22 protein-coding genes are annotated in these 23993 nt (G+C 68.1%); 18 read left to right on the plus strand and 4 right to left on the minus strand.

From position 1 onward, the window contains the following. Positions 1-4: 4 nt before the first annotated feature. On the minus strand, positions 5-1207 hold the full coding sequence (locus tag QE385_RS15220) for an efflux RND transporter periplasmic adaptor subunit (protein WP_307103241.1): 1203 nt from the start codon (positions 1205-1207) through the stop codon (positions 5-7). A gap of 251 nt (positions 1208-1458) precedes the next feature. On the opposite strand from QE385_RS15220, the gene rpiA reads away from it, so the two are divergent. From rpiA to QE385_RS15255, 7 genes are all read left to right on the plus strand, one after another. After that, positions 1459-2130 (plus strand): ribose-5-phosphate isomerase RpiA, encoded by a 672-nt coding sequence (rpiA, locus tag QE385_RS15225; protein ID WP_307103243.1) that lies wholly within the window; start codon positions 1459-1461, stop codon positions 2128-2130. 75 nt (positions 2131-2205) lie between these two features. Continuing rightward, positions 2206-4293, plus strand: coding sequence for a transketolase (gene tkt, locus QE385_RS15230; RefSeq protein ID WP_307103246.1), 2088 nt, complete (start codon positions 2206-2208; stop codon positions 4291-4293). Continuing rightward, entirely contained in the window at positions 4293-5417 is a 1125-nt protein-coding gene (gene tal / locus QE385_RS15235; RefSeq protein ID WP_307103247.1) for a transaldolase, read from the plus strand. The genes tkt and tal overlap by 1 nt, the downstream gene beginning before the upstream one ends. A 76-nt stretch (positions 5418-5493) precedes the next feature. Continuing rightward, the gene (gnd, locus tag QE385_RS15240) at positions 5494-6477 is read left to right on the plus strand and encodes a phosphogluconate dehydrogenase (NAD(+)-dependent, decarboxylating) (RefSeq protein ID WP_307103249.1); all 984 of its coding nucleotides are present in this window, start codon (positions 5494-5496) and stop codon (positions 6475-6477) included. Next, complete coding sequence (locus QE385_RS15245) at positions 6474-7295, plus strand: Cof-type HAD-IIB family hydrolase (protein ID WP_307103251.1); 822 nt, start codon at positions 6474-6476, stop codon at positions 7293-7295. The genes gnd and QE385_RS15245 overlap by 4 nt, the downstream gene beginning before the upstream one ends. Further along, positions 7292-8038, plus strand: coding sequence for an HAD-IIB family hydrolase (locus QE385_RS15250; protein WP_307103253.1), 747 nt, complete (start codon positions 7292-7294; stop codon positions 8036-8038). Before QE385_RS15245 ends, QE385_RS15250 begins: the two co-directional genes overlap by 4 nt. 113 nt (positions 8039-8151) lie before the next feature. Beyond that, positions 8152-8544: a biliverdin-producing heme oxygenase gene (locus QE385_RS15255; RefSeq protein WP_307103255.1), complete on the plus strand. Its 393-nt coding sequence runs from the start codon at positions 8152-8154 to the stop codon at positions 8542-8544. A gap of 174 nt (positions 8545-8718) precedes the next feature. Here QE385_RS15255 and QE385_RS15260 read toward each other — a convergent pair whose 3' ends face one another. Beyond that, entirely contained in the window at positions 8719-10872 is a 2154-nt protein-coding gene (locus QE385_RS15260; protein ID WP_307103257.1) for a histidine kinase dimerization/phosphoacceptor domain -containing protein, read from the minus strand. Positions 10873-11052: 180 nt separating this feature from the next. Between QE385_RS15260 and QE385_RS15265 the strand changes: the two genes are divergently transcribed. From QE385_RS15265 to QE385_RS15285, 5 genes are all read left to right on the plus strand, one after another. Then, positions 11053-12219 carry an acyl-CoA dehydrogenase family protein gene (locus tag QE385_RS15265; protein ID WP_307103258.1) on the plus strand — a complete coding sequence of 389 codons (1167 nt, stop codon included), beginning with the start codon at positions 11053-11055 and terminating at the stop codon, positions 12217-12219. Between the two features lie 136 nt (positions 12220-12355). Further along, positions 12356-13954, plus strand: coding sequence for a carboxyl transferase domain-containing protein (locus QE385_RS15270; RefSeq protein WP_373424683.1), 1599 nt, complete (start codon positions 12356-12358; stop codon positions 13952-13954). Positions 13955-13959: 5 nt separating this feature from the next. Next, on the plus strand, positions 13960-14232 hold the full coding sequence (locus QE385_RS15275) for a barstar family protein (protein WP_307103262.1): 273 nt from the start codon (positions 13960-13962) through the stop codon (positions 14230-14232). A 2-nt stretch (positions 14233-14234) separates the two neighbouring features. Beyond that, positions 14235-16085 (plus strand): acetyl/propionyl/methylcrotonyl-CoA carboxylase subunit alpha, encoded by a 1851-nt coding sequence (locus tag QE385_RS15280; protein WP_307103264.1) that lies wholly within the window; start codon positions 14235-14237, stop codon positions 16083-16085. After that, positions 16082-16531: a MaoC family dehydratase gene (locus QE385_RS15285; RefSeq protein ID WP_307103266.1), complete on the plus strand. Its 450-nt coding sequence runs from the start codon at positions 16082-16084 to the stop codon at positions 16529-16531. Before QE385_RS15280 ends, QE385_RS15285 begins: the two co-directional genes overlap by 4 nt. An 86-nt stretch (positions 16532-16617) precedes the next feature. Here QE385_RS15285 and QE385_RS15290 read toward each other — a convergent pair whose 3' ends face one another. Further along, positions 16618-18660: a TonB-dependent receptor gene (locus QE385_RS15290; protein ID WP_307103268.1), complete on the minus strand. Its 2043-nt coding sequence runs from the start codon at positions 18658-18660 to the stop codon at positions 16618-16620. A gap of 268 nt (positions 18661-18928) precedes the next feature. On the opposite strand from QE385_RS15290, the gene ccmC reads away from it, so the two are divergent. The 6 genes from ccmC (at position 18929) to QE385_RS15320 (ending at position 23638) form a co-directional block, all read left to right on the plus strand. After that, on the plus strand, positions 18929-19654 hold the full coding sequence (ccmC, locus tag QE385_RS15295; RefSeq protein WP_307103269.1) for a heme ABC transporter permease CcmC: 726 nt from the start codon (positions 18929-18931) through the stop codon (positions 19652-19654). A 97-nt stretch (positions 19655-19751) separates the two neighbouring features. Beyond that, entirely contained in the window at positions 19752-20186 is a 435-nt protein-coding gene (gene ccmE / locus QE385_RS15300; protein ID WP_307103271.1) for a cytochrome c maturation protein CcmE, read from the plus strand. Beyond that, complete coding sequence (locus tag QE385_RS15305) at positions 20183-22117, plus strand: heme lyase CcmF/NrfE family subunit (RefSeq protein WP_307103274.1); 1935 nt, start codon at positions 20183-20185, stop codon at positions 22115-22117. Before ccmE ends, QE385_RS15305 begins: the two co-directional genes overlap by 4 nt. Continuing rightward, positions 22114-22641 (plus strand): redoxin family protein, encoded by a 528-nt coding sequence (locus tag QE385_RS15310; RefSeq protein ID WP_307103276.1) that lies wholly within the window; start codon positions 22114-22116, stop codon positions 22639-22641. Before QE385_RS15305 ends, QE385_RS15310 begins: the two co-directional genes overlap by 4 nt. After that, on the plus strand, positions 22638-23012 hold the full coding sequence (locus QE385_RS15315) for a cytochrome c-type biogenesis protein (RefSeq protein ID WP_307103278.1): 375 nt from the start codon (positions 22638-22640) through the stop codon (positions 23010-23012). The genes QE385_RS15310 and QE385_RS15315 overlap by 4 nt, the downstream gene beginning before the upstream one ends. After that, positions 22976-23638: a hypothetical protein gene (locus QE385_RS15320; RefSeq protein ID WP_307103280.1), complete on the plus strand. Its 663-nt coding sequence runs from the start codon at positions 22976-22978 to the stop codon at positions 23636-23638. Before QE385_RS15315 ends, QE385_RS15320 begins: the two co-directional genes overlap by 37 nt. A gap of 3 nt (positions 23639-23641) precedes the next feature. Here QE385_RS15320 and QE385_RS15325 read toward each other — a convergent pair whose 3' ends face one another. Continuing rightward, positions 23642-23854 (minus strand): DUF3072 domain-containing protein, encoded by a 213-nt coding sequence (locus QE385_RS15325; RefSeq protein WP_307103283.1) that lies wholly within the window; start codon positions 23852-23854, stop codon positions 23642-23644. Between the last annotated feature and the right edge of the window lie 139 nt (positions 23855-23993).

The raw sequence follows: 23993 nt of genomic DNA on the forward strand, positions 1-23993 counted from the left end.
CCGGTCAGCCCGCCTTGCCCTTGGCGGCCTGCATCGTCTTCATCTGTTCGGGCGAGGGGGGCTGGACCTTTTGCGGGCTGTTGGCGGGCACCGCGCGCACGCTCTGGCCGTCGCGCAGGTTGGACAGGCCCTGGGTGATGATGCGATCGCCCGGCTTCAGCCCGTCGGTGACCACCCAGAAGCTGCCCTGCGTGCGTTCGGCCTTCACCGTCCTCTGCTGCACCTTGTCGTTCGGCCCGACGACGAACAGCGTCGCATTGCCCTTCGCGTCGCGCGATACCGCCTGCTGGGGGACCAGATAGGCGCTGGTGTCGATCGCCTGCGCGAACCGCGCGCGAACGAACATGCCGGGCAGCAGCAGCCCCTGCGGATTGGGGAAGCGCGCGCGCAGCGTCACGGTGCCGGTCTGCGGATCGACCACCGCCTCGGCGAATTCGACCGTGCCGACCTGCCCGTAATCGGTGCCGTCCTCCAGCCGCAGCCGGACCTGCGCGCTGGCGGGGATCAGGCCGTCGCGCGCCGACAGGCTGCGCCGCAGCGACAACAGGTCGCTCGCCGATTGCTGGATATCGACGAAGATCGGATCGAGCCGCTGGATCTGCGCCAGCGGATCGGTCTGGTTCGAGCTGACCAGCGCGCCGACGGTGAACAGCGAGCGGCCGATCCGCCCGCTGATCGGCGCGGGGACGGTGGTGAATTGCAGGTTCACCCGCGCCGTCTCCAGCGCGGCGCGGGTCTGCGCGACCTGGGCCGCGGCCTGGCGGGCGCTGGCCTGGGCGTTGGTATAGTCCTGCTTCGAGATCGCCTCGATCTGCGCCAGCGGGCGATAGCGTTCGGCCTGGATCCGCGTCGCTTCGGCATTGGCCTGCGCGCTTTGCAGGTTCGCGGCGGCCTGGTTGGCGGCGGCGCGATAGAGGCGCGGATCGATCTCGTAGAGCGGCTGGCCGCGCTTGACGAGCGCGCCCTCGGTGAACAGGCGGCGGCGGATGATGCCGGTCACCTGCGGCCGGACGTCGGAGCTTTCAAAGGCGCTGGTCCGCGCGGCCAGCTCGGTCACGATCGGGGCGTCGGTCGGCTGCACGGTCACGAAGCCGACGGTCGGCGTCGCCTGCGTGCCATTGCGTCCCTTGGCGGCGCCACCCGCTTCCTTCCCGCCGCATCCCGACAGCGTCAGCAGTGCGACGGCCATGGCCGTACCGGCGAGCATGCCGTGCCCGCGAAAACCTGCAAAGTTCAATTCGTCCACCTGCCTGAAAAGTCCGGCCGCGCGCCCGGCATGCGCGAAAATGCGCGACCGGGACGAAACGTTGCTGAGCACCAACAAATTGCACGCGGCGGGTCCGAAAAGGCAAGTGATGATGGCCTAATCCTCCTGCCTTAATTGTCGCAAATTGTCGCGCTGCGGCAAAACCGCGCCGGGTGGGGAGCCTTTGCGTTTCTCAAGCATTTTCAAACGATATGACCGATCGCGATGCCGATAAGCGCCTGGCCGCTGCCGCAGCGGTCGATGAGGTTTGCGACAACATGCTCGTCGGACTGGGAACGGGATCGACGGCCGCCCATGCCATCGCCGCGCTGGCCGCCCGAAAGCTGAGGATCGACGCCGTCGCCACGTCCGAGGCAAGCGCCGCGCTGGCGACGTCGCTGGGAATCCGGGTACGCGATTTCGCCACGGTCTCGCGCGTCGACCTGGCGATCGACGGGGCGGATGCGATCGATGCGCGGCTGCGTGCGGTCAAGGGCGCGGGTGGCGCTATGCTGCGCGAGAAGGTCGTGGCGGCGTCCGCCGGCCGGATGATCGTGATCGCTGATGGGTCAAAACGCGTGGCGCGTCTGGGCGGCGCGGCGCTGCCGGTCGAGATACTGCCCTTCGCGGCGGCCTTTGCGGCGTCGCGGCTGGCGCAACTGTTCGTCCGCTGCGTCGAGCGACAGGATTACCGGACCGACAATGGCAATATCGTCATCGACGGCCATGGCTGGGACGATGCGGCCCCGCGTGCGTTGGCGGACGCGCTGATGGCGATCCCCGGCGTCGTCGGGCATGGCCTGTTCCTCAGCGAAATCGATGCCGCCTATATTGCCGACGACGGAATCGTTACCCGGCTGGAACGGGGGCGGAACCCGCGCTAAGGCCGGTGACGCATGGCAACCAGGATCGTTCGCGCCCGCGTGCGGTCACATATACGAAGGATGAGGCCAGATTCCATGACCGATGCCACCACCAACGCCGTGGCCGACACCCATCTGCACGAAGATGGGTCGATCGAGCGCCTGACCATCGACACGATCCGTACCCTGTCGATGGACGCGGTGCAGCAGGCCAATTCGGGCCACCCCGGCACGCCGATGGCGCTGGCCCCGGTCGGACATACCATCTGGTCCAAATTCCTGCGCTATGACCCCGCCCATGCCGACTGGCCCAATCGCGACCGTTTCGTGCTGTCGGTCGGCCATGCCTCGATGTTGCTCTACTCGCTGATCCACCTCGCGGGGATCGAGGAGATCGACGCGGACGGCAACAAGTCGGGCAGGCCCGCGCTAAGCCTGGAGGACCTGAAGGGCTTCCGCCAGCTCAACTCCAGGACGCCGGGCCATCCCGAATATCGCCACACCACCGGCGTCGAGACCACGACCGGCCCGCTCGGCGCGGGCTGCGGCAACTCGGTCGGCATGGCGATCGCCGAGCGCTGGCTGGCCGCGCATTTCAACCGCGAGGGTTTCCCCGTCTTCGACCATGACGTCTATGTCGTGTGCGGCGACGGCGACATGATGGAGGGTGTGGCGTCCGAGGCGGCCTCGACCGCCGGGCATCTCAAGCTGTCCAACCTGTGCTGGATCTACGATTCGAACCAGATTTCGATCGAGGGCGGCACCGACATCGCGTTCAACGAGGATGTGGGCAAGCGGTTCGAGGCCTATGGCTGGAACGTGCTGCATGTCGACGACGCGAACGACGTCGCCGCGCTGACCGCCGCGCTCGACACCTTCAAGGCGACCACCGACAAGCCGACCTTCATCGTCGTGAAGTCGGTGATCGGCTATGGCAGCCCCAAGGCGGGCAGCGAGAAGGCGCATGGCGAGCCGCTGGGCGAGGATGCGATCCGCGCCACCAAGAAGGCCTATGGCTGGCCCGAGGACGCCAAGTTCCTGGTCCCCGACGGCGTGCGCGAAGCCTTCCAGGGCGCGATCGAGGCGCGTGGCAAGCCGCTGCGCGACGAATGGGTGGCGATGACCGATCGCTACCGTGCCGCATATCCCGAACTCGCCGCCGAACTCGACGCGATGCTCGCCGACAAGCTCCCCGAGGGCTGGGACAGCGATATCCCGGTGTTCGAGGCGGATGCCAAGGGCATTGCCAGCCGCGACTCGGGCGGCAAGGTGCAGAACGCCATCGCCGCCAAGGTGCCGTGGCTGATCGGCGGCTCGGCCGACCTCGCGCCGTCGACCAAGACGCTGATCAAGGACGGCGGTTCGTTCCAGCCGGGCAGCTATGAGGGGCGCAATTTCCACTTCGGCGTGCGCGAGCATTCGATGGGCGCGATCGTCGACGGCATGGCGCTGTCGCACCTGCGCTCCTATGGCGCGACCTTCCTGGTCTTCTCCGACTATATGCGCGCGCCGATCCGGCTCGCCGCGATCATGGAGATCGGTGCGGTGTTCGTCTTCACGCACGACTCGATCGGCGTGGGCGAGGATGGTCCGACCCACCAGCCGATCGAGCATCTGGCGACACTGCGTGCGATCCCCGGCCTCGACACCATCCGCCCCGGCGATGCGAACGAGGTTGCCGAGGCGTGGCGCTGCGCCGTCGAGTCGGCCAGCCACCCGACCGCGCTGATCTTCTCGCGTCAGGCGCTGCCGACGCTCGATCGCGGCAAGTACGCGCCTGCCTCGGGCGTGAAGAAGGGCGGTTACGTCCTTGCGGATTGCGACGGCACACCCGACATCATCCTTATCGCAACGGGGTCGGAACTGTCGCTGGTGACGGACGCCTATGAGACGCTGAAGGCTGATGGCATCAAGGCGCGCGTCGTCTCGCTGCCGAGCTGGTATCGTTTCGAGCTGCAAGATGCGGCGTACAAGGAAAGCGTCTTGCCGAAGGGCGTGACCAAGCGTCTGGCGGTCGAGCAGGCCGGATCGATCGGCTGGGACCGCTATGTCGGGTTCGAAGGCCGCACGATCACCATGTCGACCTTCGGTGCTTCCGCACCGCTCGCCAAGTTGCAGGACAAGTACGGCTTCACCCACGACAATGTCGTGAAGGTGGCCCGCGAAATGCTGGAGACCAAGTGATGAGCAAGCTGTCGGAACTGGGCGCCAAGGGCTGCGCCCCCTGGCTCGATTTCGTCGATCGCAAGTTCCTGGAGGCGAAGGGCTTGGAGAAGCTCGTCGCCGAGGACGGGCTGACCGGCGTCACCTCCAACCCGTCGATCTTCGAGAAGGCGATGGGGCATGGCGACGCCTATGACGGCACGCTGGCGGCGTTCGACAAGGAGAACCCCGGCGCGGCGACCATCGACCGTTACGAGCATCTGGCGATTCAGGACATCAAGGCGGCGGCGGAAACGCTGAAGCCCGTCTATGACCGTCTCGACGCCAAGGACGGCTATGTCAGCCTGGAAGTGTCGCCCTATATCGCCGACGACACCGATGCGACCATCGCCGAGGCCGAGAAGCTGTGGCACGCGGTCGACCGCCCGAACCTGATGATCAAGATCCCCGGCACCGACGCCGGCGCGCCCGCCATCTCGGCGACCATCGCCAAGGGGATCAACGTCAACGTCACGCTGCTCTTCTCGCAGGCCGCCTATATCAAGGTGGCCGAGGCCTATGCGGCCGGGCTGGAAGAGCGGGTCAAGGCCGGGCAGCCGATCGACCGGATCGCCAGCGTCGCCAGCTTCTTCATCAGCCGCATCGACTCGGCGATCGACAAGAAGATCGACGAGCGCGTCGCCGCCGGTGACGCGGAAGCCGAGGCGCTGAAGGCCGTGCGCGGCAAGGTTGCCATCGCCAATGCCAAGCTGGCGTATCAGTGGTATCTCGACTTCCTGAAGTCCGACCGCTGGCAGGCGCTGGCCGCCAAGGGCGCGCAGCCGCAGCGGCTGCTCTGGGCCTCGACCGGGACCAAGGACCCGTCCTTTCCCGACACGCTCTATATCGACACGCTGATCGGGCCGGACACGGTCAACACCATGCCGCCCAAGACGATGGACGCCTTCCGCGACCATGGCACGGTGGCCGAGACGCTGACCGCCGATGTCGACGAGGCCAAGCATGTTCTCGCCGAGGCCGAGCGGCTGGGCCTGGACCTGGACGGCGTGACCGGCACGCTGGTCGCGGAGGGGGTGGCCTCCTTCGTCAAGGCGTTCGACGATCTGCTCGGCGCGATCGGGCAGAAGCAGCCCGCGACGGCCTGATCCGACAGGCCCCCTTCCCAGGGCGGGAAGGGGGCCTTTCACTTTCTACGACATCAAGAACATAATGGAGTTCCGCATGAAGATCGGTCTGGTCGGCCTTGGCCGCATGGGTGGCAATATCGCACGCCGCCTGATGCAGGCTGGGCATCAGGTGGTGGCCTGGGATCGCAGCGAAGAGGCGGTGCAGACGCTCGCCAAGGACGGCGCCGAGGCGGCCACGGGGCTGGAGGACATGGCCACCAAGCTCGCCGACAAGGCGATCTGGTGGGTGATGCTGCCCGCAGGCGGCCCGACCGAGGACACGATCGCGGAAATCGCCAAGCTGGCCAAGGACGGCGACGTCGTGATCGACGGCGGCAACAGCTTCTACAAGGACGATATCCGCCGCGCCAAGTCGCTGGCCGAACAGGGCATCCATTATGTCGATGTCGGGACCTCGGGCGGCGTCTGGGGCCTGGAGCGCGGCTATTGCATGATGATCGGCGGCGACAAGGAAACGGTCGACCATCTCGACCCGATCTTCGACGCGTTGGCGCCGGGGCTGGGCGATATCGTCCGCACGCCGGGCCGCATCGCCGAGAAGGTCGATCAGCGCGCCGAGAAGGGCTATATCCATGCCGGTCCCGCCGGTGCCGGTCACTTCGTCAAGATGATCCACAACGGCATCGAGTATGGGCTGATGCAGGCCTATGCCGAGGGCTTCGACATCCTGAAGTCGAAGAACAGCGACAAGCTGCCCGAGGACGAGCGGTTCGACCTGAACCTGACCGACATCGCCGAAGTGTGGCGTCGCGGCAGCGTGATCTCGTCCTGGCTGCTCGACCTGACCGCGATCGCGCTGGCCAAGGACGAGATGCTCGAGCAGTTCTCGGGCCATGTCGCCGATTCGGGCGAGGGCCAGTGGACGATCGACGCCGCGATGGAGGAGAAGGTCCCGGCCAACGTCCTGACCGCCTCGCTCTTCGCGCGCTATCGCAGCCGGGTCGATCATACTTACGGCGACAAGGTGCTGTCGGCGATGCGCTTCGGCTTTGGCGGCCATACCGAAATCCCGCAATGAGCCGGGCCATCCGGCTTGTCGTGTCGGATGTCGACGGCACGCTCGTCGACCCCGACAAGAAACTGCGCGCCGCCACCATCGCCGCCGTCAAGCGGCTGGAGGCGGCGGGCGTCGGTTTCACCATCATCAGCGCCCGGCCGCGTTCGGGGCTGGGATGGCTGGCCGACGAGCTGGCGATCGACGCGCCGATCGGCGCGTTCAACGGCGGGACGGTGTTCCGCCGCGACGGCTCGGTCGATGCGCAGTTCCGGGTGCCGGTCGCGGTCGTGAACGACGTGCTGGCGATGGCGGCGGACAATCCCGTCGCCATCTGGGTCTTCGCCGATGATCGCTGGTATGCCAGCAGCGATGAAGGCACCCATGTCGAACATGAGCGAAAGGCTTCGTCGCAGGAGCCGGTGATCACGCAGGACTTTGCCGCGCTGGTCGACAAGGTCGACAAGATCACGCTGGTCAGCGACGACGCTGATCTGCTGCGCGGCCTCCACGAAAAGGCGAATGCGGCGCATGGGGCCGAGGCGACCATTGCCCAGTCGCAGACCTATTATCTCGACGTGACGGCACTGGCCGCGAACAAGGGCGACGGCGTGGCGACACTCGCCAAGGCCTTTGGAGTTCCCCTCGAACAGGTCGCAGTATTGGGCGATCAGGCCAATGATCTTCCCATGTTGACACGCGCCGGGTTGCCGATCGTGATGGCCAATGCGCCCGACGCTGTTAAGGAACAGATATCGGTACACACCCGTTCCAACGCGGACGACGGCGTGGCCTATGCCATCGATACCTTCATCATGCCCAGAATCGGAGTGTCTTCATGAAGCAACTGGTTGCGTTCGACCTCGACGGTACGCTGGCCGAAAGCAAACAGCCCCTGGGCGAGCCGATGGGGGAGGCGCTGGCCGACCTGCTCGACGTCGCGCATGTCGCGGTGATCTCGGGCGGGGACTGGCCGCAATTCGACAAGCAGGTGGCGAGCCGACTGCCCGAGCGCGCCGACCGCACCAAGCTGTGGCTGATGCCGACCACGGGCACCAAGCTCTATACCTATCAGGACGGCGGCTGGACCCCGGTCTATGCCGAACTGTTCGACGATGCGACCAAGGCGAAGATCCTGGAGGCGTTCGACGCCTCGCTGGAGGCGACCGGCTTCGTGCCCGAGCAGACCTGGGGCGAGCGGATCGAGGATCGCGGTAGCCAGATCACCTTCTCGGCGCTCGGCCAGCAGGCGCCGATCGACGCCAAGGAACATTGGGACCCCAAGTTCGAGAAGCGCAAGGTCATCCAGGCCGATCTGAAGCAGCGCCTGCCCGGCCTGTCGATCAACATGGGCGGGGCGACCTCGATCGACATCACCCGTGAGGGTGTCGACAAGGCCTATGGCCTCAAGAAGCTGCGCGATGCCAGCGGGATTCCGCTCGATACGATGATGTTCATCGGCGACGCGATCTTCCCTGGCGGCAACGACTATCCGGCCAAGGAACTGGGCCTCGATACCGTCCGCGTGCGCGATCCCGAAGAGACGCTGGCGGTGATCGCGGGGATCGTCGCCTGTCTGAAGTAAGCACGACCGCGTCGGAGGCGCTGCGCACGCGCACCGCCTCCGCGCATGATGCGGTCGATACGGCTTATGGCGCGTATCGGCTGGACGATCGGGACAGTTATGCGGCCTTTCTGATGGCCCATGCCCGCGCCTTGCCGGCGGTCGAGGCGTGGTTGCAGGGGCAGGATGTGGCGTTCCCTTGGCGGTCGCGGCGCGAGGCGCTGGCGGCCGACCTTGCGGCGCTGGGGCACGAGATGCCCGAGCCGCTGCCATTCGATCTGTCCGAGGACGAGGCGACCCGCTGGGGCGCGCTCTATGTCACCGAGGGCTCACGGCTGGGCGGCGTGATGCTGGCCCGCCAGGTGGGGGAGGACTTGCCCCGCGCCTATCTCGAATCGGGGTTCGGTTCGGGCGAGTGGCGGGCCTTTCGGCATGCGCTGGACGATGCGGCGGTGGACCCCGCGTGGATCGACCGCGCCGTGGCGGCGGCGGAGCAGGTGTTCGGTCTGTATCGACGCGCGGCCTAGGGGGCTGGCGGCGCGCCGTTCCCTTCGCTCCTGTTGAATCCCCTAACTCCGTTCAGCCTGAGCGAAGTCGAAGGCCACGCCCTTCCATCGCCTCGCTCTGCTCGGCGGGGTGGATTCCCTTAGCCTTCGACTTCGCTCAGGCTGAACGGGTGGGGGCTGGCATTATTGCCCCCCTCAATCCGCGATCGGGGCGATCACGATGGCGCGCAGGCCCGGCTGGTTGTTGGCATATTCGATCGTGCCCGACAGCCGCTGCATCATCGCCGTCATCATCCGGCTGCCGAAGCCGCGCCCGTCATCGTCGTCCTGGCTGCGTCCGCGCCCTTCGTCCGCGACGACCAGGCGCAGGCGGTTGCCATATTGCTCCAGCGTGATCGTCACCGGACCCGCCGCGCCGCCATAGGCATATTTGGTCGCGTTGATGATCAGCTCGGTCGTCACCAGCCCCAGATTGACCGCCCGGTCGGTCGGCATCAGCGCGGGGGCCAGGTCGAGACGCATCATCGAGGCCCATTCCGCCCCCAGCGACTGTTTCATGTCGCCGACCAGCTCCTCCAGATAGCGCGCCAGATCGACCGTCTGGATCTGGTCGTCGCGGTAGAGCCTGCGGTGGACCAGCGCGACCGCCGAGAGCCGGGCCTGCGCCTCGGTCAACTGCTCGCGGACCTGCGGGTCGTTGGTCGACCGCGCCTGGAGCGCCAGGAAGGACGAGACGAGCTGAAGGCTGTTCTGGACGCGGTGGTCCACCTCCTTCATCAGCACGTCCTTCTGGAGCAGAAGCGCGTCCTTGTCGTCCATCGTCCGCTGGAGCGCGGCGTTCAGCCCGCGTAGCCGGTTGTTCTGAAAGGCATCGTGCAGCGCCCGGCGCAGGCGATGCGCCGCCTCCATCTCCTCCAGCGTCCAGCGGCGCGAGCGGCCGCACACCGTCTCGCTCCAGCTGGCGAAGGAGGCGCGCGGGGTCAGCGTCTCGTCGGGCGACAGGCCGACCGACTTGTGCGGATTGCCCGCCCATTCGATCTCCTCGACCTGTTCGGGACGGAACCACAACAGGGTCACGCCGCCATCGACCAGCGGCAGCACCAGCATCCCGCTGGCCGTCGCGGCGAGCGCCTTGGCGTCGGGCGACACGCTGCCCAGCTCATGCGTCGCATAGAGCTCGCCGCCGGTGCGCGCGGTCGCCCAGAGCGCCAGCTCGATCGTCGCCAGCGACGGCGGGCAGACGCCATGGCACTGCACCTTGCCGCCCTCGACCATGGCAAAGCCGGTCGCGCCCAGCATCGCCATCAGTTCGGGCATCATCCGCGCGACGGCGGTCGAAATCTCGCCCAATCCGGTGATGCGCGGCAGGATCGCATCTTCGTCCGCGCGCAGGCGCAGCCGCTCACGATAAAGCTCGGCCTCTTCCCGCGCGCGGATCTGGCGCGCCAGTCCACCCGCCAGCGCGGCGGCCGCGGCGCGCAGCTCGCAGGACAGGCGACGCGGGCTATGATGGTGGCAGGCGATCATCCCCCATAACAGCCCGTCCTTGACGATCGAGATCGAGGCGGAGGCCGCGACCCCCATATTCCTCAGATAGCGGACATGGATGGGCGACACGCTGCGCAGGCCGACATCGCTGAGGTCCACCGTCTCGAACCCGGCGGGGCGCAGCGGGGCGGGGACATAATCCACATCGGGGATGCTGCGCGTCCGGTTGCGGATATACAGCGCACGCGCCTGCCTGGGGATGTCCGAGGCGGGGAAGTGGTGGTTCAGGAAGGAATGAAGCTCGGGCGTGCGGGACTCCGCCACGACCTGCCCCGAATCCTCGTCCATGAAGCGATAGAGCATGACCCGGTCGAACCCGGTCAGCGTGCGGAAAAGCGCCGCCGCCCGCTCGTAAAGCATCGGCAGGTCGCCCGCCCGCTCAAAACTGGTCGCCGCCGCGTCCAGCCAGTTCAGCGGACTGCCGCCGCCCCAGGGGGTGTCGGCGATCCCCGGCTCCAGTTCGACCAGCAGCAGATGGTCGGGCGTGCGATGGACGACCGCGGTGAAGATCTCGGAAAGGCCATGGACCGGGCGCACCGCCGACACCGATCCCATGACGGAGGGCATCGCGCCGACGATCTGCGCCACTTCGTCCCCGACCAGCGCGGCGATCGGCTGGCCGAGCCAGTCGGGCGCCAGCCGCTCCTCGATCGCACCGGCTCCGGCGACGACGCACAGCGTGTCGGCCGCCACGACCAGCAACAGGCCGTGGGGTTGGATGGCGCCTGGAATGTGAATGGGTTCCCGATCGCAAGCCGTGATATCCTGGCCAGGGTCGGTTGCGATGGTACGGGTGGCCATCAGGGTCGGGCTTTCCTCTCTTCCCTGCCACATGCCGGGTTACTGACCCCTTTGCAAATGGTCGAACACGACAATCGATCCCTTATCGCGACACCTAATCTCGTTTTGGAACAATCATTGCGCGGTCGGGTAATATCCGGTTAAAGCCACGCAACGGACATCAGATCCGCTGGAGAGGACATGATCGACGATTTCGACTTCGCGCTCGGCGAGAGCGCGGACATGATTCGTGAGGCGACGCGCCGCTTCGCCACCGACCGGATCGCCCCGCTGGCCGCGCGCATGGACGCGGAGGACTGGTTCCCGCGCGACGTCTGGCCCGAAATGGGTGCGCTGGGTCTGCACGGCATCACCGTCGACGAAGCCGATGGCGGGCTGGGGCTGGGCTATCTGGAGCATGTCGTCGCGATCGAGGAAGTGTCGCGCGCCTCGGCCTCGCTCGGCCTGTCCTATGGCGCGCATTCCAATCTGTGCATCAACCAGATCCGCCGCTGGGGCAGCCCCGAGCAGAAGGCGAAATACCTGCCCGGCCTGATCTCTGGCGAGCATGTCGGCAGCCTGGCCATGTCGGAAGTGTCGGCCGGGTCGGACGTCGTCTCGATGAAGCTGCGGGCCGTGAAGGCCGATGGCGGCTGGGTGCTGAACGGCACCAAATTCTGGATCACCAACGCGCCCTATGCCGATACCTTGGTCGTCTATGCCAAGACGGGCGAGGGCAGCCGGGGGATCACCGCCTTCCTGATCGAAAAGGCCATGCCCGGCTTCGCGATCGGGCAGAAGATCGACAAGATGGGCATGCGCGGAAGCCCGACCGCCGAACTGGTCTTCAGCGACTGTTTCGTGTCGGACGCGCAGGTGATGGGGCCGGTGAATGGCGGCGTCGGCGTGCTGATGAGCGGGCTCGACTATGAACGCGCGGTTCTGGCGGGGATTCAGCTGGGCATCATGCAGGCGTGCCTCGATGTGGTCGTCCCCTATGTCCGCGAGCGGCGGCAGTTCGGCCGTGCGATCGGCGAGTTCCAGCTGATCCAGGCCAAGGTCGCCGACATGTATGTCGCGCTCAACTCGGCGCGGGCCTATGTCTATGCGGTGGCGCGGAGTTGCGATGCCGGACGGACGACGCGGTTCGACGCGGCGGGCGCGATCCTGCTGGCGAGTGAAAACGCGGTGAAGGTGGCGATGGAGGCGATCCAGGCGCTGGGCGGGGCAGGCTATACCAAGGACTGGCCGGTCGAACGCTTCGCGCGCGATGCCAAGCTGCTCGACATCGGGGCGGGGACCAACGAAATCCGCCGGATGCTGATCGGCCGCGAACTGATCGGCAAGCTCGAAAAGGTGGCGCAATGACGGCCGACGCATTCCTCCCCAAGCTTGCTTGGGGAGGGGGACCGCGCTCGCAGAGCGTGGTGGAGGGGCAAGCCCCTCGCCCCTCCACCACCGCTTCGCGGCGGTCCCCCTCCCCATCGAAGATGGGGAGGATGTGATGGGGGCTATTCTTTCGACACGCGTCGCCCGTGACGATGCGGCGTTCCGCGCCAATGCCGACCATAACCGCGCGCTGGCCGAGCGTCTCCGCGCCGATGTGGCCAAGGCTGCTCTTGGCGGAAGTGAAACCGCCCGCGAACGCCATGTCGCGCGCGGCAAGCTGCTGCCCCGCGACCGGGTGGAGCAACTCCTCGACGCGGGCGCGCCCTTCTTGGAAATCGGCCAGCTCGCCGCCAACGGCCTGTATGACGACGCGGTGCCCGGCGCAGGCGTGATCGCGGGCATCGGCCGGGTCCATGGCCGCCAGGTGATGATCGTCGCCAACGACGCGACGGTGAAGGGCGGCACCTATTATCCGCTGACGGTCAAGAAGCACCTCCGCGCGCAGGAGATCGCGCTCGAGAACCGGCTGCCCTGCATCTATCTGGTCGACAGCGGCGGCGCGAACCTGCCGCACCAGGCCGAGGTGTTTCCCGACCGCGATCATTTCGGCCGCATCTTCTTCAACCAGGCGCAGATGTCGGCGGCGGGCATCCCTCAGATCGCCTGCGTCATGGGCAGCTGTACGGCGGGCGGCGCCTATGTCCCCGCCATGTCGGACGAGACCGTGATCGTGCGTGGGCAGGGGACGATCTTCCTGGCGGGCCCCCCGCTGGTGAAGGCGGCGACGGGCGAGGTCATCTCGGCCGAGGAACTGGGCGGCGCGGACACCCATGGCCGCAAGTCGGGCGTGGTCGACCATGTCGCGCAGGATGACGACCATGCCCTGTCGATCGTCCGCGACATCGTCGCGACGCTGCCGCCGCCGATGCTGCCGGAGGTCAACCTGGCTGAGCCGGATGCGCCGCTCTATCCGGCGGACGAGCTATACGGCCTGATCCCACAGGACGTTCGCGCACCTTATGACGTGCATGAGGTGATCGCCCGGCTGGTCGACGGATCGCGCTTCCAAGAATTCAAGGCGCTGTACGGCGCGAGCCTGGTCTGCGGCTTCGCGCATATCCATGGCAAGCCGGTTGCGATCCTGGCGAATAACGGCGTTCTGTTCTCGGAGAGTGCGCAGAAGGGCGCGCATTTCATCGAGCTGGCATGCCAGCGGCGTATCCCCTTGCTGTTTCTACAGAATATCTCCGGCTTCATGGTCGGCGGCCGTTACGAGGCGGAAGGAATCGCCAAGCATGGCGCCAAGCTGGTGACGGCGGTGGCGACCGCGCAGGTGCCCAAGATCACCGTGCTGATCGGCGGCAGCTTCGGCGCGGGCAATTACGGCATGTGCGGGCGTGCCTATTCCCCGCGCTTCCTGTTCACCTGGCCCAACGCGCGGATCAGCGTGATGGGCGGCGAACAGGCGGCGAGCGTGCTGGCGACGGTCCACCGCGATGCCGAAAGCTGGACGCCGGACGAGGCGGAGGCGTTCAAGGCCCCCATCCGCCAGCGTTACGAGGACGAAGGCAATCCCTGGTACGCGACCGCGCGGCTGTGGGATGACGGGATCATCGATCCGGCGCAGACGCGCGATGTGCTGGGACTGGCGCTGGAGGTGTGCCTGAACGCGCCGATCGCGGAGGCACCCCGCTTCGGGGTGTTCCGGATGTGATGCCGATGGACCTGGCCATCGATGGCGCGACCCTTGGGGACGAGGCCGATTTTCATGCCCGCATCCGCGAGGCATCGGGCGTCACATGGTATGGCGGTAACCTGGACGCGCTGTTCGACCTGCTGGTCGCGGTCGTCGATCCGCCGATCAGCTTGTCTATCACCAACGCCGCCGCCGCGCGAAAGGTGGTCGGCGAGCGTTTCGATCGCATCCTGACCGTGATCTTCGACGCCATCGCCGAACGTCCGGGTGCCATCATGTTCAAGCTGGAATCCTGACGATGAACAGCCTCCTCATCGCCAATCGCGGCGAGATCGCTTGCCGCATCATCCGCACGGCGCGCGACATGGGTCTGCGCACCATCGCGGTCTATTCGGAAGCGGATGCGCGGGCGCTGCACGTCCGGCTTGCCGATGAAGCCATCGCCATCGGCCCGGCCCCGGCGCGCGAAAGCTATCTGGACGCCGACCGCATCCTTGCCGCCGCGCGCGAGAGCGGGGCGGAGGCGATCCATCCGGGTTACGGCTTCCTGTCCGAAAATGCCGAGTTCGCCGAGAAGGTGATTGCCGCCGGCCTGGTCTGGGTCGGCCCCGATCCCGACAGCATCCGCGCCATGGGCCTGAAGGACGCCGCCAAGGCGCGGATGATCGCCGCCGGGGTGCCGGTCACCCCCGGCTATCTGGGGGAGGACCAGAACCCCGACCGCCTCGCCGCCGAGGCGGACGCGATCGGCTATCCGGTGCTCATCAAGGCGGTGGCGGGCGGCGGCGGCAAGGGGATGCGCCGGGTCGACGACCCCGCTGCCTTTGCCGAGGCGCTGGCCTCCTGCCGTCGCGAGGCGGCATCGTCGTTCGGCGACGACCGGGTGCTGATCGAGAAATATATCCTCTCGCCGCGCCATATCGAGGTGCAGGTCTTTGGCGACCGCCACGGGCAGGTCGTCCATCTGTTCGAGCGCGACTGTTCGCTGCAACGCCGCCACCAGAAGGTGATCGAGGAAGCCCCCGCGCCCGGCATGGACGAGGCCACCCGGAAAGCGGTCTGCGCCGCCGCCGTCCGCGCCGCGCAGGCGGTGGACTATGTGGGGGCGGGCACGATCGAGTTCATCGCCGACGCCTCCGAAGGGCTGCGCGCCGACCGCGTATGGTTCATGGAGATGAACACGCGGCTCCAGGTCGAGCATCCCGTGACCGAGGCGATCACCGGCGTCGATCTGGTCGAATGGCAGCTGCGCGTCGCGGCGGGCGAGCCCTTGCCGATGACGCAAGGCGACCTGTCGATCCAGGGTCATGCCATCGAAGCCCGGCTCTATGCCGAGGACCCGGCCAAGGGATTCCTGCCCGCGATCGGCACGCTGGAGGTGTTCGACCTGGGCGACGACCCCGCGATCCGCATCGACACCGGGGTCGAGGAAGGCGCGGAGATCACCCCGTGGTACGACCCGATGATCGCCAAGGTTATCGCCCATGGGGACACCCGCGAGGAGGCGCGCGAGGCGCTGGCCGATGCGCTGGACGAGGCGGTGATCTGGCCGGTGCGCACCAATGCGGGCTTTCTGGTCCAGACGCTCGACCATGTCGATTTCGCGGGTGGCCGGGTCGATACCGGCCTGATCGCGCGCGAGGGCGAGGCGCTGATGCCGCCGCCCGAGCCGTCCGAGGAAGCGCTGGCCGAAGCCGCCGCCGCGCTGATCGGGCAGGACGAACTGACCGGCTTCCGCCTCAATGCCGCGCCAAGGCGGAGCGCGCGCTTCCTGCTCGACGGGCGGCCGATCACCGTCGATTTCAGCGAAGCGGGCGATGTGCCCCCGGCACCGACCGACCAGGTGCTGATCTCGGAGGGCGGGCAAAGCTGGTCCTTCACCCGCTGGCGCGCCGATGGGCTGGCGGCGGGCGGGGCGGGGGATGGGGCGATCCTGTCGCCCATGCCCGGCCGGATCATTGCGGTCGCCGTGACCGAGGGACAGAGGGTCGGCGTGGGCCAGCCGCTCGTCACGCTGGAGGCGATGAAGATGGAGCATGTCCTGACCGCGCCCTTCGACGGCATCGTCACCGACCTGAAGGCCCGGACCGGCGGGCAGGTGGCGGAGGGCATTGCGCTGGTCCGCATCGTCGCGGAGGATGCGGCATGAGCGGGCGCTTCTTCGAGGACTGGACCATCGGCGACCGGATCGACCATCCAATCCGCCGCACGGTGACCGAGACGGACAATCTCCTCTTCTCGACCATGACGCACAATCCGCAACCGCTGCACATCGATGCAGAAGCCGCGCGGGCCAGCGAGTTCGGGCAGATCCTCGTCAACGGCACTTTCACATTCTCGCTGATGGTCGGGCTGTCGGTGGGGGAGACGACGCTGGGCACACTGGTCGCCAATCTCGGCTATGACGAACTGGTCATGCCCGCGCCGGTCTTTCTGGGCGACACGCTGCGCGCGACGAGCGAGGTGACGGCCCTGCGCGAGAGCAAGTCGCGGCCGGGGGCGGGGCTGGTGACGTTCCGGCACGAGGCGCTGAACCAGCGGGGCGAGGTGGTATGCCGGTGCCTGCGGACGGCGCTGGTGAGGAAGCGGGGATAGGGGCGAAGGCCCTTCGACTTCGCTCAGGGCGAACGGGGTTCAGTACCACCCTCCGTTCAGCCTGAGCGAAGTCGAAGGCCAAGGGATTACAACCGCGTCCGAACCCCGATCCATAAGGTGCGCGGCGTCGCCCGTTCGATCAGCCCCGCGCCGCTATACGCCGCCTCGACCCGCGCATCGGCCAGGTTTTCCGCCCGCGCCTCGATCAGCCAGCCGCGCGTGACCGGCACCGCCGCATAGGCGTCCAGCGTCGTCGCGGGGGCCAGCGACCGGACATTCTGGTCGTCCTCGAACTGGCGCCCGACATGCCGCACCGTCCCGCTGAGCGCCGCACCGCGATGCGCGACCGCCAGCGTCGCCGAGAGCTGGTCGCGCGGAGTCTGGGCCGGACGCAAGCCATCCAGCGGCGCGGCAAGCCCCGATGCCTCGACCCTGGCATCGACATGCGACCAGGAGGCGCGGGCGCTGACCGGCCCCGAGGACGCACTCGCCTCCAGCTCGAACCCTTGCGACCGGATCGCGTCCAGATTCTGCCGCATCCGGTACACCCCGTTCGCCGCGACGAAGCCGACGCCGGGGAAGGTCCCCGGCCCGCGCCCCATCGTCACATTGGCGATCGCATCGGTCAGCCGGTTGAGGAAATAGGTGCCCGACAGGCGTACGCCCGTAAGCGGCGTCAGGTCGAATCCGCCCTCGATACCCTCGACATGCTCGGGGTTCAGCGCGGCATTGGCGGCGGTGGCGTCGGCGCCCGCCCGGAACGGCCGGTAGAGTTCGTTGAGCGTCGGCAGACGCCAGCCGCGATAGGCCGCCGCGCGCAACGTCACGGGCTCGACCGGCCGCAGCGCCATGCCCAGCCGCCCGGTGAACTCCTGCCCCGAACGGTCGGGAAAATTGCTGTCGGTCAGCACCGCGCCGGTCGCCAGCGCATTCTCGTCCAGCCGCCCGTTGCGGATGCGCCAATCGTCCACCCGCGCGGCGGCGGTGAGGGTCAGCGCCCCCGCCTCGACGCTGCCATCGGCGAACAGCCCCATGGTCCGCGTCGCCCCGCCCGCCTCGCGCCGCCGGGTGGGGAGGCCCGCGACATAGGTGTAAAGCTCCTGCGTCCGTCCGCTCGTATCGCGAATGTCGCCGCCCAGCCGCAATTTTACGGCCTCGCCCAGCGGCGGGGAAACCTCCACCCGAGCGCCGAGCCCGGTGGCGGGGACATTATACTGGTCCAGCGTCAGCGTCGCTGCGGTCCGCGCGGCGTTCACGCTGGCATAGCGCGAGGCGAATTGCCGCGTCTGGACATAGCCGAGCGCCGACCAGCCCCAGGTGCCGCGTCCGACCAGCCGGACGCTGGCATCCGCCCCGTCCGATCGATTGTCGGTAAAGTCGGTGCCCCGATCGCGCGCATCGTGAAACGCCGCCAGCGTCATCTGCAACTCGGTCGAGGGCGCGATCCCGACGACGCCGCGCGCCGCCCCCGAATATTGCTCATATGGGGCGGGGCGGTCGACCGGCCCCCGCTGCCCCTCGACGATGGGGGTGAAGCCGTCGCCGCGCGCATAGGCCCCCGATAATGTCAGGAACCCATCGCCCCGCACCAGCGACGCCGCCCCTTGCGCATCGACCGAATCCCGGCTGCCATAGGACAGCGCCAAGTCGAGTGGGTACAGCTGGTCGGGGGTGGCGCTGTCCATCTCGATCGTGCCCGCCAGCGCGCCGGGGCCCCAATATCCCGACCCGCCGCCGCGCGTGACCCGGATTCGCCCCAGCCGCCCGGTGGCATAGGCCGGAAACACCACCCAGCCACCGAACGGATCGGCCTGCGGCACGCCGTCGAGGAGGAGGAGCGCCCGGCTGGAGGCATTGCCGCCCAGTCCGCGCAGCGTGATGCCCTGCGACGTCGGATGCGCCGAGCGGCTGTCCGAGCGGCGGAACTGCTGGAGCCCCGCGATATCCGCCAACACATTCTCCAGCCGCTGCGACGCGTTCTGCGTGATCCGGTCGCGGTCGATCGTCACCACATCCAGCGCGCGGTCGCCCGGCTGGTCGGTCAGGCCCCGGCCGGTGACGATGATGTCGGGTTCGGTGGTTTGCGCGGGGAGGGGGGCGAGCGCGAGGGCGAGCAGAAGAACGGGCATGGTGAAGTGAGGGTCCCCTTTGCGCCTCCGATAGGAGTGCCGCAGTACAAATACGAATCAGGACGGTAACAGGTCCCGACTTCCATGAGTCTCACGCCCCTCCCGCAGGCGGGAGGGGATGGGGGAGGGCAAGCCACGGGCGACGCACTCTGCGAGACATCATGCCCTCCCCAAACCCCTCCCGCCTGCGGGAGGGGCTTAAGAAGGAAGTAGCCTTGCCGGAAACACGGATGACGCGCCGGAAAAACCCGCTTACAGTCCTGTCATCGTGGCCACCCTGCACACCCTTGCGAACCCCGCGCGCTTCCTGAAGATCGCCCGTCCGCTCACCGGGATTTTCCTGGGGCTGGGCGTCGTGCTGATCGCGATCGCGGTCTGGGCGGGACTGACCCAGACGCCGCCCGATTATCTTCAGGGCGAGACGGTGCGCATCCTCTATATCCATGTCCCCGCCGCCTGGCTGGGCATGGGTGGGTGGAGCGGGATCGCGGTGGCCAGCCTGTCGCTCTTGGTCTGGCGGCATCCGCTGGCGCAGGTCGCCGCGCGCGCCATCGCCTGGCCGGGGGCGGTGTTTGCCGCCTTGTGTCTGGCGACCGGCTCGATCTGGGGGCGGCCGACCTGGGGGACGTGGTGGCAATGGGACGGGCGGCTGACCTCGATGCTGCTGCTGCTGTTCGTCTATCTGGGCTATATCGCATTGGCGCGGGCCGATGCCGATCGCGGCGGGGACGGGCGGATTCCGGCGCTTTACGGGCTGGCGGGCACCGCGCTGCTGCCGGTGATCCGCTATTCGGTGGTGTGGTGGAACACGCTGCACCAGGGCCAGTCGATCGGGCTGACGGGGTCCAGCATCGACGGGTCATTGCTCTGGCCGCTGCCCATCGCGTTGGGCGGCTTCACCTTCCTGTTCGCCGCGATCGTGCTGATGCGGATGCGGACCCTGCTCGCCCGGGCCAAGGCCGAGGCGCGGATGCGGCGGATGGCGCGCGCATGAGCCAGTGGGCATTCGTCGCGGCGGCCTATGCGGTCATGCTGGGGGGCGCAGGCGCGCTGACGCTGGTCAGCTATCTGGCGATGAAGCGCGCCGAGAAATGACGCCCAAATCGCAACGTCTCACGCTGGCGCTGCTGGCGCTGGCCGCGATCGTCGCGGCGGTGCTGCTCGCCATGTCGGCGATGAAGGACCAGGCGGCGTTCTTCTACACCCCCTCCGACGCGCAGAGGCAGGGCCTGCCGCTGGGCAAGGCGGTGCGGCTGGGCGGGATGGTCGAGGCGGGGTCGGTCCGCCGTGCGCCCGACGGCGTGACGGTCCGCTTCGTCGTGACCGACGGCAAGGCGACGACGCCCGTGACCTTCGCCGGGATCACCCCCGACCTGTTCCGCGAGAAATCGGGCGTCGTGGCGGAGGGGCAGTTCCAGCCCGATGGCCGCTTCGTCGCGACCAATCTGCTCGCCAAGCATGACGAGAAATATATGCCCCCCGAAATGGCGGGCAAGCTGCACGAGAGCCGGAGCCTGAAGCCGTGATCGCGGAAAGCGGCCTCGCCGCGCTCTGGCTCGCCGCGATGCTGGCGGGGTTGCAATTGCTGCTCGGCGTCCTTGCGCTGCGGCGCAAGGATGCGGCGGGCGAGCAGGCCATGGCGGCGATCGGGCCGGTCGCGATCGTGCAGGGCGCGCTGGTCGCGATCGCCATGGCGTCGCTGATCGCGGTGTTCGTCGGCACCGACCTGTCGGTCAAGCTGGTCGCCGAGAACAGCCATTCGGCCAAGCCCTGGATCTACAAATTCGCCGGCGCCTGGGGCAATCACGAAGGCTCGATGCTGCTCTGGGTCACGATCCTGGGCGCGGGCGGTGCGCTGGTCGCGTGGAAGGAGCGTGCGCTCGACCGGGCGACCCATGTCGCGACGCTGGCCGCGCAGGGGGCGATCGCGCTGGGTTTTTATGCCTTCCTGCTGTTCGCCTCCAACCCGTTCGCGCGGCTGAACCCGGCGGCGGTCGAGGGGCAGGGGCTCAACCCGCTGTTGCAGGACCCCGGCCTCGCCTTTCACCCGTCGACGCTTTACGCGGGCTATGTCGGGCTGTCGGTCGCCTTTTCCTTTGCGGTCGGCGCGCTGGTCACCGGGCAGGTCGGGCCGGTCTTTGCCCGCGCGATGCGGCCCTGGGTGCTGGGCGCCTGGGTGCTGCTGACCATTGGGATCACGGCGGGGTCCTATTGGGCCTATTACGAGTTGGGCTGGGGCGGCTGGTGGTTCTGGGACCCGGTCGAGAATGCCTCGCTGATGCCGTGGCTGGCGGCGACGGCGCTGCTTCACTCGGTCAATGTGCTGGCGGCACGTGACGGGCTTCGCGCCTGGACGGTAATGCTAGCCGTGGTCGCCTTTTCCATGTCGATGATCGGCACCTTCCTGGTCCGGTCGGGCATATTGACCAGCGTCCATGCCTTTGCCGTTGATCCCCGGCGCGGGGCGTTCATCCTGGGGTTGCTGGGGCTTTATATCGGCGGCGCGCTGGCGCTGTTCGGGGCGCGGATCGGGCAGGTGCGCGCGGGCCGCAGCTTCGCCTTTGTCAGCCGAGAGGGCGGGCTGGTCGTCAACAACCTGTTGCTGTCGGTGATCCTGGGCATCGTGCTGATCGGCACGCTCTATCCGCTGGTCGCGGCCGGGTTCGGCGTGCGGCTGTCGGTCGGGCCGCCCTTCTTCCAGGCCGCCGCCGGGCCGATCGCGCTGGCGCTGGTCGCCGTCATGGCGGTCGGGCCTGCCCTGCGCTGGCGGCGGGACCAGGCCGAGGCGGTGCTGATCCGCATGTTGTGGCCGCTGGTCGCGGCGGCGGGGACCTTTGCGCTGTTGCTGACGCTGGCGGGGCGCATGAGCATCCTGTCGCTGCTCGGCCTGTCCTTCGGCATCGGGCTGATCGTCGCCAGCGTCCTGCCGGTCACCCGGCGCAACTGGCGGCGCACGCCTTTGCCGATCTGGGGCATGGTCGTCGCGCATGTCGGCATGGGCGTGAGCATGGTCGGCATGGCCTGCGACAGCGCGTTCACCGCCGAGCGGCTGGTCGCGCTCTATCCGGGGCAGGCGACCATCGTCGGGCCGTGGCGGGTACAGCTGGACCGCATCTATCCCAATGTCGGGCCGAACTGGTCGGCGCTGGAGGCGCGGCTGACCGCGACGCGCGACGGCGACGGTGCCACGCTGCGCCCGCAACAGCGTTTCTTCACCGACCCGCCGACCACCACCAGCGAGAGCGCGATCGCGACCCGCTGGGACGGACAGCTCTATACCGTGCTGGGGCAGCAGGATGCGGCCACCGGCCGCTGGCAGCTGCGGCTGTGGTGGAAGCCGTTCGTGACGCTGATCTGGCTGGGCGGCGTGCTGATCGCGCTGGGCGGCGCGCTGGCGCTTTTCGGGCGCTGGTTCAAGGGCTGGCAGCAGCGGCGGCGCGAGGCGCTCTGGGGATGAAGCGCTGGCTGATCTGGGTGCCGCTGGCGGGTTTTGCGATCCTGTTCGTCGTGGTGGCGAGCGGGCTGATGCGGCCGTCCGACACCACCGTCCGCTCGACCCTGGTCGACAAGCCGCTGCCGGACTTTCGTCTCGACCCGATGGTGCCGGGCAAGCCGGGGGTGGCGAGCGCCGATTTCGGCAAGGGGCAGCCGCGCCTGCTCAATGTCTTTGCCAGCTGGTGCATCCCCTGCATCGCCGAGGCGCCGCAGCTGATGGCGCTGAAGGCCAAGGGCGTGCCGATCGACGCGATCGCGATCCATGACAAGGGCCCGGCCATTGCCGACTTCCTGCGGCGCAACGGCGATCCCTATGCCGCGATCGGCGACGATGCGCATAGCCGGGTGCAGATGTCGCTCGGCTCGTCGGGCGTGCCGGAGACGTTCCTGATCGACGCGCGGGGCCGGATCGTGCGCCAATATATCGGGGATATCCGCGCCGATCAGGTCGACCGGATCGTCCGCGACGTGGCGGCGGCGCGATGAGCCTGTTCCTCGCCTTGGCGCTGAGCGGCGCGGCCGTGGTCGATTACGGCAACACCCAGCTGGCCGATCCCCACGCCGAAGCGCAGGCGCGCGCGCTGATGGGCGAGCTGCGCTGCGTCGTGTGCCAGGGCCAGTCGATCGCCGACAGCGATGCCGATATGGCCGCCGATATGCGCGCGCTGGTCCGCCAGCGTATCGCGAAGGGCGAAAGCCCGGCGGCGATCCGCCGGTGGCTGATCGAGCGGTATGGCGATTATGTCAGCTACGACCCGCCGCTGTCCGGGGCGACCGCGCTCCTGTGGGCGACGCCCCTGCTGTTGCTGGTCGCCGGGGCGTGGATCGCGCGCGGCAGCTTTCGGAGGCGGCGCTGATGGGCTGGCTGGCGCTTCTGGTGCTGATGGGCGGCGCGCTGGTGCTGGCGTGGCGGCTGGGCCTGCCCCGGCCGCTCTGGACGATGCTGGGCGCGGCGCTGGCGCTGGGCGGGGTGGGCTATGCCTGGCAGGGGCGGCCGATGCTGGCGGCGAGCGCACCCGCGCCTCGGCCCGACCCGCTGCTCGACAATGATGCGCTGGTCGAGCTGCGCGGCCAGCTGATGGGGCGTTATGGCGGCGAGGCGGCGATGTTCACCGCCGCCGACGCGCTGGCACGCTCGGGCGACAAGCGGACCGCGGTGCGGATCATGCTCGCCGCGGTGGGGGGCAATCCGCGCAGCGTCCCCTATTGGACCGAGCTGGGCAATGTCCTGTTCGCGCATGACGGCTATCAGATGTCGCCCGCCGCACGCTTCGCCTTCCGCCGCGCGCGCTCGCTGGGGCCGAACGACCCGGCGCCCTTCTTCTTCGAGGGGCTGGCCTGGATGCGGGCGGGGGACTTTGCCAAGGCGCGTGTCCGCTGGCGACGCGCCCTGGCGCTGACCCCCGCCGATGCACCTTATCGCGACGCCATCGCGCAGCGGGTCATGCTGCTCGACCAGGCGATGGCGATGATGGGGCAATAGGGCTTATTTGCCCCGGCCGGTCTTGTCCTGCAGCGCGTCGATCCGCTTGGAGGCATCGGCCTTGCTCAGCGTGTCGTCGAACGCTTCGCCCGCCTCTTCGGACAAGGTCTTCAGATAACTGGCCTGCGCGCCGGTCATCGGTTCGTCGCCGGTGGTCCAGTCGTCGGGGTCCTTCTCGGCATTGGAGAAGGGTTCGGATTTGGGATTGTCGGTCATGGCGTGATCCTTTCGACGGGATCAACGGCGGCGTTCTGTTTGCGTTCCGCTTGGCTGCGTTCGTGCGAAGGGACTGGTCGACTTTGTGGCTGAGGGCGGAACGTGCGCTTCGACTTCGCTCAGCGTGAACGGAGCGGGG

Source organism: Sphingomonas sp. SORGH_AS_0950 (assembly GCF_030818415.1).
In the GTDB taxonomy this organism is placed as follows: Bacteria; Pseudomonadota; Alphaproteobacteria; order Sphingomonadales; family Sphingomonadaceae; genus Sphingomonas.